General features: G+C 43.2%; 16 protein-coding genes and 1 other annotated feature. Of the genes, 1 reads left to right on the forward strand and 15 read right to left on the reverse strand.

Features of this window, described 5'->3' with window-relative positions; all coding sequences use genetic code 11:
• Nucleotides 1–8 precede the first annotated feature (8 nt).
• Nucleotides 9–584 (forward strand): transcription repressor NadR, encoded by a 576-nt coding sequence (locus tag ACIFOD_RS01455; protein ID WP_430313220.1) that lies wholly within the window; start codon nt 9–11, stop codon nt 582–584.
• Between the two features lie 44 nt (nt 585–628).
• On the opposite strand, the gene pheA is transcribed toward ACIFOD_RS01455, so the two are convergent.
• The 15 genes from pheA to ACIFOD_RS01530 form a co-directional block, all read right to left on the reverse strand.
• The gene (pheA, locus tag ACIFOD_RS01460; RefSeq protein ID WP_430313221.1) at nt 629–1,519 is read right to left on the reverse strand and encodes a prephenate dehydratase; all 891 of its coding nucleotides are present in this window, start codon (nt 1,517–1,519) and stop codon (nt 629–631) included.
• A 55-nt stretch (nt 1,520–1,574) separates the two neighbouring features.
• On the reverse strand, nt 1,575–2,030 hold the full coding sequence (locus ACIFOD_RS01465) for an ACT domain-containing protein (RefSeq protein ID WP_044339521.1): 456 nt from the start codon (nt 2,028–2,030) through the stop codon (nt 1,575–1,577).
• Nucleotides 2,031–2,175: 145 nt separating this feature from the next.
• Entirely contained in the window at nt 2,176–3,462 is a 1,287-nt protein-coding gene (gene obgE, locus ACIFOD_RS01470) for a GTPase ObgE (protein ID WP_397552078.1), read from the reverse strand.
• A gap of 35 nt (nt 3,463–3,497) precedes the next feature.
• Nucleotides 3,498–4,028 (reverse strand): Spo0B C-terminal domain-containing protein, encoded by a 531-nt coding sequence (locus ACIFOD_RS01475; RefSeq protein ID WP_430313222.1) that lies wholly within the window; start codon nt 4,026–4,028, stop codon nt 3,498–3,500.
• Nucleotides 4,029–4,444: 416 nt separating this feature from the next.
• Nucleotides 4,445–4,735, reverse strand: a complete 291-nt coding sequence (gene rpmA, locus ACIFOD_RS01480) for a 50S ribosomal protein L27 (protein ID WP_034757227.1) — start codon at nt 4,733–4,735, stop codon at nt 4,445–4,447.
• Between the two features lie 12 nt (nt 4,736–4,747).
• Nucleotides 4,748–5,083 (reverse strand): ribosomal-processing cysteine protease Prp, encoded by a 336-nt coding sequence (locus tag ACIFOD_RS01485; RefSeq protein ID WP_113969488.1) that lies wholly within the window; start codon nt 5,081–5,083, stop codon nt 4,748–4,750.
• A gap of 11 nt (nt 5,084–5,094) precedes the next feature.
• Nucleotides 5,095–5,403: a 50S ribosomal protein L21 gene (gene rplU / locus ACIFOD_RS01490; RefSeq protein WP_060670849.1), complete on the reverse strand. Its 309-nt coding sequence runs from the start codon at nt 5,401–5,403 to the stop codon at nt 5,095–5,097.
• 12 nt (nt 5,404–5,415) lie between these two features.
• Nucleotides 5,416–5,494: a sequence feature (ribosomal protein L21 leader region), on the reverse strand.
• A 67-nt stretch (nt 5,495–5,561) separates the two neighbouring features.
• On the reverse strand, nt 5,562–7,007 hold the full coding sequence (locus ACIFOD_RS01495; protein WP_430313223.1) for an Rne/Rng family ribonuclease: 1,446 nt from the start codon (nt 7,005–7,007) through the stop codon (nt 5,562–5,564).
• Between the two features lie 100 nt (nt 7,008–7,107).
• Entirely contained in the window at nt 7,108–7,953 is an 846-nt protein-coding gene (locus ACIFOD_RS01500; protein WP_430313224.1) for a M50 family metallopeptidase, read from the reverse strand.
• Between the two features lie 13 nt (nt 7,954–7,966).
• Nucleotides 7,967–8,734 carry a peptidoglycan DD-metalloendopeptidase family protein gene (locus ACIFOD_RS01505; RefSeq protein ID WP_430313225.1) on the reverse strand — a complete coding sequence of 256 codons (768 nt, stop codon included), beginning with the start codon at nt 8,732–8,734 and terminating at the stop codon, nt 7,967–7,969.
• Nucleotides 8,735–8,984: 250 nt separating this feature from the next.
• A complete protein-coding gene (minD, locus tag ACIFOD_RS01510; protein WP_113969491.1) occupies nt 8,985–9,788 on the reverse strand; it encodes a septum site-determining protein MinD in 804 nt (267 codons plus the stop codon).
• A 1-nt stretch (nt 9,789) separates the two neighbouring features.
• Nucleotides 9,790–10,470: a septum site-determining protein MinC gene (minC, locus tag ACIFOD_RS01515; protein WP_430313226.1), complete on the reverse strand. Its 681-nt coding sequence runs from the start codon at nt 10,468–10,470 to the stop codon at nt 9,790–9,792.
• Between the two features lie 85 nt (nt 10,471–10,555).
• A complete protein-coding gene (mreD, locus tag ACIFOD_RS01520) occupies nt 10,556–11,077 on the reverse strand; it encodes a rod shape-determining protein MreD (RefSeq protein WP_324744698.1) in 522 nt (173 codons plus the stop codon).
• Nucleotides 11,067–11,954, reverse strand: a complete 888-nt coding sequence (gene mreC / locus ACIFOD_RS01525) for a rod shape-determining protein MreC (RefSeq protein ID WP_430313227.1) — start codon at nt 11,952–11,954, stop codon at nt 11,067–11,069. The genes mreD and mreC overlap by 11 nt, the downstream gene beginning before the upstream one ends.
• Nucleotides 11,955–12,132: 178 nt before the next feature.
• Nucleotides 12,133–13,140, reverse strand: a complete 1,008-nt coding sequence (locus tag ACIFOD_RS01530) for a rod shape-determining protein (RefSeq protein WP_397552072.1) — start codon at nt 13,138–13,140, stop codon at nt 12,133–12,135.
• Nucleotides 13,141–13,223: the final 83 nt, after the last annotated feature.

Genomic DNA, 13,223 nt, shown 5'->3' on the forward strand with positions numbered 1-13,223 from the left:
GATGTGGTATGATTTCCTATATAAAATGGGGGACGGGGGAGATACCTTTGGCAGGAAAAAAGATCCTTGGGGATGAGAGAAGACGATGGATCCTCGATAAATTAATCACAAAACAAGCTCCTGTAACAGGTGGAGATCTCGCTAAACAGACCAATGTCAGTCGTCAAGTCATCGTAAGTGACATCACATTGCTGAAAGCAAAAGGAGAACCCATCATTGCAACCAGTCAAGGCTATCTGTACATGCCGACTTCCAATCAGGAAACGCTGATTGAACGCACGGTTGCCTGTCAGCACACGCCTGAACGATCAGAAGAAGAACTATTCTTACTTGTCGATCACGGCGTAACTGTTAAAGATGTAAAGATCGAGCACGGCGTTTACGGAGATCTAACCGCTTCGATCATGGTTTCAAACCGTAAAGAGGTAGAACAATTCATGAACAAAATTGAGGATACAGGAGCTTCCTTTCTATCGGAACTAACAGATGGAGTTCATTTACATACACTAATGGCTCCAAATGAAGAAACACTGGAAAAAGCAGAAAGTGCCCTTCAGGAAGCAGGGTTTCTAATTCAGTCTTAAGAAATAAAGGCAGATTTCCAATTGGAAATCTGCCTTTTCACTGTTCAATTATCCAATAAATAAGAAGAATACGTTCCGATCATTTTCACTTTGCATCCGAGGGCTTCCATTTCACTGATCGCTCCGGGCAGTAGCACATCATCCATTTCGTGAGCCACATCAATCAAGAAGAAATAATCCCCTAACCCTGTTTTCAACGGTCTGGATTCAATTTTACTTAAGTTCAATTGTCTCCAGGCAAAGGTTGATAATACCTGGTGGAGCGCTCCGGATCGATCTTTCGGGAGAGTCACCATCAAGGTCGTCTTCTCCATCGTTTTTTCCTGGGGAAGCGACAAGGAATCGGCCGTCTTATGTAAAACGATGAACCTTGTATGATTATAGGCAAAATCATGAATGTTTTCATGCAGGATCGTTAACCCGTATCTTTCAGCGGCCAACTCGTTTCCGATCGCCCCTAGAAACGCATCAGGGTTCTCACTCACGAATTTAGCTGCGGCTGCCGTGCTGGTCGTTTGTTCTAAAGAAACGCCCCGAAACTGCTTATGTAAAAACTTATGGCACTGTGCCAATGCATGGGAATGGGAAAGAATCTTTCGAATCGGTTCTTCACTATCGGTCCATTCCGGATGTATCATTAAGTGCTGCTGGATTGCGGACGTCAATTCTGCTGTAATCGTTAAATCCGCTTCATGAAACAAATAATCGACTGTAATATGTACCGAGCCTTCCAAGGCATTTTCCAAAGGAACAACGGCATAATCGACCTCATTTTCTATCACCGCTTCAATGCAATCAGGAATCGTTACATATGGCACCGTTTCTTGTTCTGGAAATGCCTTCTTGACAGCTAAATCTGTAAAGGAAGCCTGGGGTCCTAAATAAGCAATTTTCACTCTGATCTTCCTCTCACACTCACCAAATTTATTGACCATTCTAACACGTCCAGCATCAAAGAGGAAGAGTTTTTAAGCAAAAAAAAAAGAAGCATCAGGCACCTGAACCTAACACTTCTACTTTTTCTACAAATTCTAATCGTCTCAGCTTTGAAAGTAAGTCTTCCAATCCTATCGTAAGGTCTGTCACATTCAGTGATAGCGTGACATTCGCTCTTCCTTGCAAAGGGATCGTCTGATGTATCGTTAAAATATTGCAACCATGCTTGGCTGTTTCACTGAGTAAATGAGACAACGTTCCTGAACGATCTTCCAGATGGAAGAATAGCGTGATGATTCTCTCCTTCACCACGGTGTGAAACGGAAACACAGTATCACGATATTTATAAAAGGCACTACGGCTTAAATCAACCCGATGGACCGCTTCCCATACTGAGTCGGCCTTGCCTCTTTCAATCAATTCTTTCGCATCCAGGGTTTTCTTCATCGCTTCGGGCAGCACATCTTCACGCACTAAATAAAACTTGCCCTCTTGAAATTTTTTCCCCAATGACTATTCCTCCAATTGTCTGGCTGCAGTGGTTTGAGGCAGTCTGTGCCCTATGAAAACCGCTTTTGCTTTCTTATTGTAGAGCAGAGCCGCCCAATTAAAGAACGACTCAGCTTTTCTCTCTGAAATAGATGAAGAATGAAACTTAATCTACAAACTCGAATTCATATTTTATTAAACGGATCGTATCGCCATTTTTGGCACCACGTTCACGAAGCGCATCATCTACACCATACGAACGAAGCTGTCTGGCGAAACGTCTTGCCGAATCTTCACGTGAGAAGTCCGTCATCTTGAATAGTCTCTCGATTTTCGCACCGCCCACAACGAATGTTCCATCTGGATCACGTGTGATTTCGAATTCTTTTTCCTCTTCTTCATGCTTATAAAGCACACGGTGAATGCCGGTTTCTTCTTCTTCATGAATAGGGAACTCAGACGTTGTTTCCACTTTATCTGCTACAGCATATAGAAGTTCACTTAACCCCTGCTGAGTGACCGCTGAGATCGGGAAGATAGGATAATCTTCCTGAATTTTTTCTTTGAAGATCTTCAGGTTCTCTTCTGCATCAGGCATGTCCATTTTATTGGCAACGATGATTTGAGGTCTTTCTGTTAAACGAAGATTGTATTGCTTTAGCTCTTCATTAATTGTCAGATAGTCCTCGTACGGGTCTCTGCCTTCAATTCCACTCATATCGATCACATGAACAATAACACGTGTACGTTCAATGTGACGAAGGAATTGATGACCGAGTCCAACGCCTTCATGTGCTCCCTGGATTAATCCAGGTAAGTCAGCCATAACAAAACTTCTACCATCTCCCGTTTCCACCATTCCTAAATTAGGAACGATCGTTGTGAAATGGTATGCAGCAATCTTTGGCTTCGCTGCTGAAACAACTGAAAGCAATGTGGATTTCCCAACGCTTGGGAATCCTACCAAGCCAACATCAGCCAGTAGCTTTAATTCCATTACGATATAGCGTTCTTGTCCCGGCTCCCCTTTTTCAGAAAGCTCAGGAGCAGGGTTGGCAGGCGTTGCGAATCGGGAATTCCCTCTTCCGCCGCGTCCACCTTTCGTAATCACGGCACGTTGACCATGCTGTACAAGGTCTGCAATCGTTTCACCCGTATCATCGTCTTTCACGACTGTCCCGGGTGGTACCTTCACAACCATATCTTCCGCATTGCGTCCGTGCTGATTCTTACTCATCCCGTGCTCTCCACGAGGTGCTTTGAAATGACGTTGATAGCGGAAATCCATTAAGGTTCTTAGCCCTTCTTCCACTTCGAAAATAACGTCTGCACCGTGACCGCCATCTCCTCCGGCGGGACCACCTTTAGGTACATATTTCTCACGACGGAAGGCAACCATACCGTTTCCGCCGTCACCGCCCTTTGTATAAACCTTGACCTGATCTATAAACATACTTTCACTCCTAACTTATCCGTGAAATCGCCTCATCAGGCGACTACATGAATGACAAGAACCTCTTCTTGAAGTTGTTCTATTTCTATATTTTCTCCGTTTGATCGTTGATTCTTTATCCAGTCTTCCACCAAGCTTCTACTCTTTAGTATACCTGTGAAATCAAATATAAAACGGGATTGTTCTTTTGTAATGTCCAGTAAGATGGATAATTGATTTTCTACATTGTTCATTACATTTGATTCAAGGAATTCAAGAAACTCCTTGCACCAGTTGTAAAGCCTTCGATCTTCAAGCCCGTGTGATGACTCTGATTGAAGGACTTCAAAATCCAGCTTAATCAAATGTCTTGACCAATTATAGGTTAATATCCATTCTGCCAATAATGGAAGCTTTAAATTCGATAGCTTCGACTCATTTTGTGCAACAAGAACCATTTCCTCGATCACTAGTTTCGCACGCTCCATGCGATCAAGATCCAAGTTGCCTTTTATTAATTGCAAATCATTCATCCAGTCGTGGCGAGCATGCCTTAACGCTTCGACTACACCCCAATTTTCGCTCATAATCTAACTCCTATACTTTAAGTGCTACCTGTAAGTATATCAAAGATGAGACTCTCGCGTATATTGTTTCTGTAAAATTGGTGGGTGAATGAAAATAGGGTCTGCTGATCGATTTTGGAAATTAGAAAATCGAAAGTCGATAATAAATTGAGCAAAGTCGATAATAAACCTGGAAAAGTCGATAATATATTCCCAAAACTCGATAATAAATCAGCGAAAGTCGATAATATCCTCAACACACCCGTTCATACTCGTTAAATCTTATTTATGACTCACTCAAATTCAACCTTACTCTAGCCTGAATTAAAAAAATGGCCCATAATCACAATACAATTTCGTTCCAAACCTCAGGAAGTTATTGATAAAAATAAAACTCTAACCGAAAGTCGGTTAGAGTTTTCGTTAAAGATATGCGATTAAGCTTCATTCGCAACTGGGTATACGCTCACTTTTTTCTTGTCACGACCCATGCGTTCGAAACGAACAACACCGTCGGTTTTAGCGAAAAGTGTATCGTCGCCGCCACGGCCGACGTTTAGGCCTGGATAAATTTTCGTACCGCGTTGACGGTAAAGAATTGATCCACCAGAAACCATTTGACCGTCTGCACGCTTAGCACCAAGGCGCTTTGAGATAGAGTCACGACCATTCTTAGTCGAACCTACTCCTTTTTTGGACGCAAAAAACTGAAGGTCTAATCTTAACATCTGTTCCACCTCCTACTTTTTGAAGGTTATTTTAATAAAATCACTATAGTCTCTTTCAATCGTCTGGAGGCTGATAAGCATGCTATCCAGTAGCAGCTGAATCTTGCTCTCTGTTTCTTCCGGAAGATCATCAGGGATGACGCAGCGAAGATATCCACCATCAGAGGATTGCTCGATGGACGGTTCTACACCGGTTAACGCCATAATGGCATTAATACTGCCGAATGAAACAGCAGAAGCACCTGCACAAACAATGTCTTGCCCATTTTCGGCAAAATCAGCATGTCCATCCATAGAGAAAGAACGGATTCTTTTCCCCGATGAACGCTCTACGTAAACGTTAATCATAATCTCACGCCTTACGCGTTGATTTCGTCAATGACAACTTTAGTGTAAGGTTGACGGTGACCTTGCTTACGACGGTAGTTCTTTTTCGCTTTGTATTTGAATACTACAAGCTTTTTCGCGCGGCCTTGCTTTTCAACTTTCGCTGTTACAGTAGCTCCATCCACTAACGGACTTCCTACTTTCACATCGTCGCCACCAACGAATAGAACTTTGTCAAAAGTTACCGTATCGCCTTGTTCTCCGTTAAGCTTTTCGATGTAGATTGCTTGACCAGCTTCTACACGGATTTGCTTACCACCTGTTTCGATAATTGCGTACATAATCGCACCTCCTTATAAACTCAGACTCGCCAATGACAGGTGTTGGATTGCTCCACACTTTTGTACCTGTAATGAGCGGTTGTAGCACGGGTGCTACAATCAATAACATTAGAATCCTATCATAAAAATCGATGTACTGTCAATAACAATCAAGAAAATCATATCAACTTTGTTACATGATAATAAGGATGTCCATGAGTGATTTCTTTGATTTTGATTTCTTTACTCAACGCTTTTTCCAATCTTTGAAGGTGAACGTTCTGATGCCCGGAAAAAACGGTTGCGACTTCCACGGTCGCTTCCACTTCAATGAGGGATCCACCCATTGACTTCATTTCCCACAGCTCCCGTTCAAGCTGGAATGCAAGCGTCTCAGGCGTCATTTCTCTCCCTGTACCATGACATACCGAGCAAGGGCGAGTCAAGTAGGCAGACAGGGGCTGACGGGTTCTCTTTCGCGTCAATTCAAGAATGCCAAGGGATGTAAAGCCTACGATCGTCGTGCGCTGCTTATCTGATACTAACGCATCAGAAAGTGCATCCATCACTTCCTGTTTGTGGCTTTCCTTTTTCATATCGATAAAATCGATGAGAATCATGCCACTCAAATTTCTAAGTGTGAGTTGCTTCGCCATTTCTTTCGCTGCCAGTTTATTGGTTTGTAAAATGGTCTGTTCCAAATCGTCTTTACCCGTAAACTTTCCTGAATTCACATCCACTACGGTCATGGCTTCTGTTGACTCAATGACGATAAATGCTCCATTATCGAGCCATACCACTTTTTTCAGTACGTTCTCCCATACAGAGGCAACGTGATAATGACGAAGAACATTTTCCTGGCCTTGATAGAGTTCGAAGGTCCACTTATCTTTTATCCCGGCTCCGCTCACTTCTTCTAAATGAAGAAGACTATCATAGTCATCGACTACAACCTTCCCTCCGCTCCCCTTTTTCAGTTGTTCATGGATATCCTCATAGAAAGTATCCTGCCGGGATAGAAGGGAAGGACATTTAGCTCTCAGGGACACCCTTTCCAGGCTTTCATATCTTGAACGTAATGAGTGCAGCTCCTCTTGTAACATTCCTTCTCTCACTTCAACGGCATTGGTGCGCATCACAATGCCTTCTTCCGGCTCTTTCCACTCATTCCCTAAGCGTCTTAGAACCTTCCTGTTTTCATCATCCACTTTTTTAGATACCGCCACATAGTACCCCTGTGGCATGTACACAAGATGTTCCCCTTTAAGCTCGATGACGGCCGTCAACCTTGCCCCCTTCGAACCCATCTCATCCTTCATGACCTGCACGATGATTTTTTGCCCTTCATGTACGCACTTCCCAATGGGATGAGGATCGTTCCCGGCATGATATGCCTCCACGTTTTGCGGAAAGTCCTTTTCATGAAGATAGCCATTTTTCCCACCGCCAAAATCTACAAATGCCGCACCCAGCCCTTTTTGAACCTTGACGACTCTTCCAAGATAAATATTGCCTGTTAAGCTTTCCTCTCCAGGCTGATATGTATATAATCCAATGATTTCATGGTCTGATCGGTATACCCACCGCTTTTCCCTGCTCTTACTGTGTACAATGATTTCTTCCACACCGAAAACCCCTTTTCCACGAAAAAAGTCATAAGAAAAAAGGGTTGATCCCAACCCTTTTACCAGTATGTCCTTACTTTATACAGTTCGTCTTCATTCGTCAATAAAGGTAGAGGAGGTCCTTCGTTTTGGCAGAGGTCATCTTTTCGGCAAAAAAGGCGTGGAGGAGCTCATTTTCATCCAGCTTCCCTACTTCAATTCCTTTTTCAAAGACAACGAGGGGATGCTTTACCCCCCGCTGAAACTTCTCCACTACTGTAATGATGGAATCTTCGCTTTCAATGGGAAGGGGGCGCAGTTCCACAAATTGATGACTCTTCCCGTAATACCGCTCTAACAAAAACTTCATAAACGCATACCGCCTCTGTTTCCAATCGACCCATAATGAAAAGTACAGGAACGAAAGAACGATCCACAGATTCAAATGAAGGGGAGCGATGATGAGTACAACCAGGTGGAACAGCAATAATAAACCAAATGAAAAGAGAAGTGTGTATTCATACGCTCTCAAATAATTAAGCTTCGTGGCTAAAAGTAACGAAATCATCTTCCCGCCGTCCAATGGCCAAATGGGAAGAAGATTAAACAGCAGCACCATCATATTCAACTGAAAAAAAAGTGAAAATGAGTCCGGGCTGATCATACCGGTCTCCATGAGCCCCCAACCTGAGGCTATGAGCCATATGTGCTGCAAGGGACCCGCAGCCACCACCCAGAACTCCTCCCGCAAAGAACGGTTTCCATGCTCATCCATCTCCGCAACCCCACCAAAAGGCAGCAGGGCGATTTTCTTTACTCTCCAGGAAAAAGAATGGGCCATCAGTCCATGCCCCAACTCATGGATCGTAATGATGAAGAGAAGCAGTATCAGTTCAAAAAAATGAGCCGTCATAATCGCAATGGCTATGACGAGCCAAAGCAAAGGGTGCACATGAAATTTTTTCAAAAGTGAAATGATATTAGTCAAATGACATCACCTGTATCGGGTCGATAAACGTATCACCCATTTTAATCGCGAAATAAAACTCTCCTGTCACATCGTTCTGGCTGCTGGTGGAAACCTTGCCTACAAGAGATCCCTTCTCAATCGATTCATACTGTTTCACATCAATCGATTCGAGGTGACCATACCAGGATTCTGATTTGTCTGCATGTTGAATGACGACTGTGTTCCCAAGCTCCTCTTTCTTACCTGCAAATATAATCAAGCCCCCCTTCATCGCCGCTACATCTTCACCCAAGCCCGTTTCAAGCATGATGCCTTGTCCATTGGTTTTAAAATTTTCAACGACCTTCCCTGAAGCAGGAGTGGCATATTCCGCGCTTTGCGTAGTAGTTGATTCTTTCTTAGTATTATTTGTCGGTAATAACGCTAATGGTTTTCCGAATTGGTCCTCATACCACGTGGAAATCGCGGCAAACTGGAATTCTGTATCCATGGTTTTCGTGACGACCGATTTCGCTTCATTGAAAACTGGTGAGGGACTCTTAAACATAATCGCCGTCACTAATACCATGATTCCCGCTCCAAGTATCTTAAGCATAAAGGTTTCCTTTTTGAATAACGGATGCACCCCTTCAGGCGGCGGTCCCCCTTCAAAGCTTGTCTGGCGTTCCATTCCATAGCGCTCCTCGTCCGATGGGAGAAAGAATGAAGAGTTCTGGCCTGGATTCGTTTTCTTTCGTTTCGCTATCCGCTTGCGTATTTCATCCGCACGATTCCCCATGTACACCATTCCTTTATATAAGGTATTGTTTCATAAACGTCTGAGCACCACCCTGTTCAAGAGTGATTCTATACTAAATGGTTCTGGTCATGATGAGTGACAAGGGGTGTTAGATCCATATAAAAAAGAGAGCCATTTGAATACACATGATTTGCTACAATGTATGACTTGTCCTGAAAGAATATTCATGAGGACAATAAAAAAGTCCCGGCAAAACGCTCGATGCGCTTTACCGGGACTGAGTTGATTCTTATGCTTTTACACCGAATAATTTTTTAATTCTTGAAAAGACGCCTGCCCGTTCTTCTTCCAAAGACTGTAACGGAACCGATTCACCCAAGATTCGTCTGGCAATATTCCGGTAGGAAATGGAGGCTTTGCTTGTTGAATCAAGAGCGATGGGCTCACCTTTATTGGAAGATTTGATGACATTATCGTCGTCGGCAACAATACCAAGAAGATCGATGGAAAGATGGGCTGTGATTTCATCCACATCCAACATTTCACCATTTTTCATCATATGATTGCGTATTCGGTTAATGACGAGTTTCGGTGGTTCAATATTTTCTTTCTCCAGCAAACCGATGATTCGATCCGCATCCCGTACAGCTGAAATTTCAGGTGTCGTGACGACAATCGCACGATCGGCACCCGCCACAGCATTCTTATACCCTTGCTCGATCCCCGCGGGACAATCAATAATGATATAATCATAGTCTTGCTTTAAATCTACTACTAGCTTCTTCATTTGCTCGGGGTTAACAGCGGATTTATCACTTGTTTGTGCAGCTGGCAGTAAAAATAGTTTATCCTCGAAACGCTTATCTTTTACCAGAGCTTGGTGTACTTTACAGCGGCCCTCTACAACGTCTACTAAGTCATAAATGATTCTGTTTTCGAGTCCCATCACCACATCAAGGTTTCTGAGACCGATATCTGTATCAATTAAACAAACCTTTTTGCCTTGTAGAGCTAATGCTGTACCAACATTGGCAGAAGTAGTCGTCTTTCCCACTCCACCTTTACCTGAAGTAACAACTATGGCTTCACCCACATTAGCTTCCTCCTTTAAAACTAGTAATATTTGGTCTAAGATGCTTTAAAACTTGTAATCGATCTACAACAATTTGCCCCTGATCATCGATATAGGCACATTCCATTTCGTGCTCATCGTCTTCTTCCACCCGATCAGGTGCCCGGTTCAGGGAATCCCCGATCCGGAGCTGGGACGGAACCATTTGGGATGCCACAATGACAGCCTCCATGTTTCCGTTGTGGCCTGCATGGGCAATTCCTTTTAACGAACCCAATATGTAAATATTCCCTCCAGCCAGCACTTTTCCGCCGGGATTTACATCGCCGACGATAAGGATGTCTCCTGATACTTCCACGACTTGTCCCGACCTGATCACGCCGGTTAGAGTTTCTATATTTCGTTCATCTATGAGTTTCTCTGCTTCATTCTTTGTAATCACATTACTCCATACTTCATTCACTACTAAATTACGTTTTTGTCTTACGATCTCTTTCAACTCTTCCACTTGATCATCCGTCAGGTAGCGATTTCCTGTTTGAATATTGACCGTGAGCAGGGGAGTCCCCTCTGTTTCCCGGTATTGTGCAGACAGCTTATCGTCCAATTCCTTCTTTAACTCATGAAAGGAGCATTGATCATTGAGATGAAGAGTCAGTCCTTCTTTTGTTCCTTTTATCATCACATTTGGCTTTTTATTCATGGCGCAATTTTTCACCTCAGTCGTCTATTAAATTCGACATAAGCAGTGCCACTTCCTCTTTTTATGAAAAAATTACTAATAGAATTTATTCATCCAGCCACTCTTTCCGTTTTCGGAGAAGATAGTTCCTGAGTGGAAATGCCACAACTATATAAAACAATATATTAAGGACCAATGTCGGCCACAAACGCCAGTCCACGAACTGCATGAACGTCAAATCAGTCCGTTGGATAATTAAATTGATTTGATACACCAAAAACTCCAAGACGGAAAGATTCACAAGTGAAATCATTCCCAATACAAAGAGGTTATTATGTAGAATCCTCATCATCTGATGAGATAAAAAGATGACAAATGGGAAGAGCACTAAGTAAATGCCATTGATCTCTGTGTAGTAAATATCAAATAGAAAGCCAAAGATGAAACCATAAAGCAAGGCAGTTCGGTACTGATAAAACGCACAAATAAAGAACAGCACAATAATCAGAAAATGTGGAACAATGATTTTCTGATCAAACCACTCTTCATTTGGAAAAAGATGAACAAATAAACTCTCACTGTAAAAGAAAAGCAGAGTCATAAACGGAAGGAGGAGCCTACTGATCATTGCCATCCTCCTCAACATCCGCTTCCTTTTCCGTCACACCCTGAATGTCACGGTCGATGACCATGACGTGCTCAAGGTGATAGAAATCAGCGGCAGGCTTTACATATGCCGTTTGAGTCAACCCGTATTGATCCGGTTTCACTTCTTTCACTTCCCCGATGACCAGCCCCTTAGGGAATACGCCTCCAAGTCCCGAGGTCATCACTTTAGAGCCTTTGTCGACTTTCATATCGTTGGAAATCCGTTTAACCAAAATTTCTTTTTTATCACTGTCGTACCCTTCGATCCACCCGTTGATGTCTTGTTCTTTCCCTTGTATCACAGTGGAAATCCGGTTTTTTGTATTATTGGTCGAAATTAATTCAACAGTAGATGAAAATTCGTTTACGCTTTTAATCTTTCCGATCAATCCAGCCGATGAAATGACGGCCATGTCTGATTTAATCCCGTTCACTTCTCCTTTATCAATCGTCAGGAGCTCTTGCCAGCGATCAGGATTCCTTGCAATGACGGTAGCTTGAATCGTGTTATAGGCACGAAGGTCTTCCTTCTTTTCAAGGACCGCTCTTAATTCATTATTATCTTGTTTCAGGTCTTTCACCTTTGTTTCAAGCTTCACTAATTCATCTAAACGTGTTTTCAATTTCTCGTTTTCTGTGTATGTATTTTGAAGATCTTGAACGTTTTCAACAACTCCGGCTACATAGTTAACAGGTTTTGAAACCAATGACTGTCCGAATCCTACCATATCTTTTACAAACTGCTCAGGCCAGCTGATGGTATCTCGCTCCCGCAGAGAAAATCCGATTAATCCCACTAGGACGATGACACTGACGAGCAGAATGATCAAACGTTTATTCAGGAAGAATTGTGGCATGATGTACACCTCAACCTTTTCTCATTCTAGTAAATACTATATCAAAAATCGCTTATTTTTGATATCATTCGTCAAAATATTCATGGTTGTTCGAAAAAAGATGGGGCCGACCTTAAGGCTTACCAAGCACCCTTAAGGAAACGTCCCCCATTCATTATTCACTATCTATTATTGTTTATTATTTTCCTCGATTTTTAAAGAGATGGATGTGGTCGAGGGCTTTCCCCGTGCCGATTGCCACACAATCCAGAGGCTCCTCTGCAATGAGGACCGGCATTTTCGTTTCATCACTGATCACTTTGTCAAGATTACGAAGAAGGGCCCCTCCACCTGTCAGCACAATTCCTCTGTCCATGATGTCAGCCGCGAGTTCTGGCGGTGTTTTCTCTAATGTACTCTTAACGGCATCGACAATCGTGTATACGGTATCACGAAGAGCGGATGCAATTTCAATCGCCGTTACTTCGATCGTTTTCGGCAGACCGGTCAGAAGGTCACGTCCGCGAATCTCCATTGCTTCAATTCCTTCAGAGTCACCGGCAGAACCGACTTCCATCTTGATCGTCTCAGCTGTACGGTCCCCGATCATCAGATTATACGTTTTGCGGATGTAGTTGATGATGGCATCATCCATCTCATCCCCGGCTACACGGATGGACTGACTTGTCACAATCCCTCCTAAAGAGATGATGGCTACTTCCGTCGTTCCTCCACCGATATCTACGACCATACTTCCTGTCGGTTCCCATACTGGCAGGTTTGCACCAATTGCAGCGGCAAACGGCTCTTCGATCGTGTAAGCATCCCTTGCTCCTGCCTGTCTTGTTGCATCGATGACCGCTCTTTCTTCAACACCGGTTATGCCTGAAGGTACACAAACCATGACGTAAGGCTTTCGGGAAAAAGCTCCTTTATTACGCGTCGCTTGTCTTATGTAATACTTCATCATCGTGGCTGTTGTTTCATAGTCTGCGATTACCCCATCTTTCATAGGGCGAAGGGCCACGACATTTCCCGGTGTTCTACCGATCATGTTCTTAGCATCATTTCCGACTGCAACGATATGCCTGTTATCTGTTTGAAGTGCTACAACAGAAGGTTCGCGAACGACAATCCCTTTGCCTTTCAAGTACACCAATGTGTTAGCTGTTCCTAAATCAATCCCTAAATCTTTCGTTCCAAACATGAATGGTATCTCCCTTTCTGATACAAATTGGCTGGTTTTTAACGTTTTATATGTGTTTTCACAGGAGAGTTGTCCAATCACTC

This window comes from Rossellomorea sp. NRS-1567 (assembly GCF_050467885.1).
GTDB lineage: Bacteria > Bacillota > Bacilli > Bacillales > Bacillaceae_B > Rossellomorea > Rossellomorea aquimaris_C.

What these genes read in the sequence shown, in the direction of transcription:
- ACIFOD_RS01530 (WP_397552072.1), bottom strand. Translation starts at nt 13,140, where the DNA reads ATGTTTGGAACGAAAGATTTAGGGATTGATTTAGGAACAGCTAACACA.
- minC (WP_430313226.1), bottom strand. Translation starts at nt 10,470, where the DNA reads ATGAATAAAAAGCCAAATGTGATGATAAAAGGAACAAAAGAAGGACTG.
- mreC (WP_430313227.1), bottom strand. Translation starts at nt 11,954, where the DNA reads ATGCCACAATTCTTCCTGAATAAACGTTTGATCATTCTGCTCGTCAGT.
- ACIFOD_RS01485 (WP_113969488.1), bottom strand. Translation starts at nt 5,083, where the DNA reads ATGATTAACGTTTACGTAGAGCGTTCATCGGGGAAAAGAATCCGTTCT.
- rpmA (WP_034757227.1), bottom strand. Translation starts at nt 4,735, where the DNA reads ATGTTAAGATTAGACCTTCAGTTTTTTGCGTCCAAAAAAGGAGTAGGT.
- ACIFOD_RS01505 (WP_430313225.1), bottom strand. Translation starts at nt 8,734, where the DNA reads ATGGGGAATCGTGCGGATGAAATACGCAAGCGGATAGCGAAACGAAAG.
- ACIFOD_RS01475 (WP_430313222.1), bottom strand. Translation starts at nt 4,028, where the DNA reads ATGAGCGAAAATTGGGGTGTAGTCGAAGCGTTAAGGCATGCTCGCCAC.
- ACIFOD_RS01455 (WP_430313220.1), top strand. Translation starts at nt 9, where the DNA reads ATGATTTCCTATATAAAATGGGGGACGGGGGAGATACCTTTGGCAGGA.
- obgE (WP_397552078.1), bottom strand. Translation starts at nt 3,462, where the DNA reads ATGTTTATAGATCAGGTCAAGGTTTATACAAAGGGCGGTGACGGCGGA.
- mreD (WP_324744698.1), bottom strand. Translation starts at nt 11,077, where the DNA reads ATGATCAGTAGGCTCCTCCTTCCGTTTATGACTCTGCTTTTCTTTTAC.
- pheA (WP_430313221.1), bottom strand. Translation starts at nt 1,519, where the DNA reads ATGGTCAATAAATTTGGTGAGTGTGAGAGGAAGATCAGAGTGAAAATT.
- rplU (WP_060670849.1), bottom strand. Translation starts at nt 5,403, where the DNA reads ATGTACGCAATTATCGAAACAGGTGGTAAGCAAATCCGTGTAGAAGCT.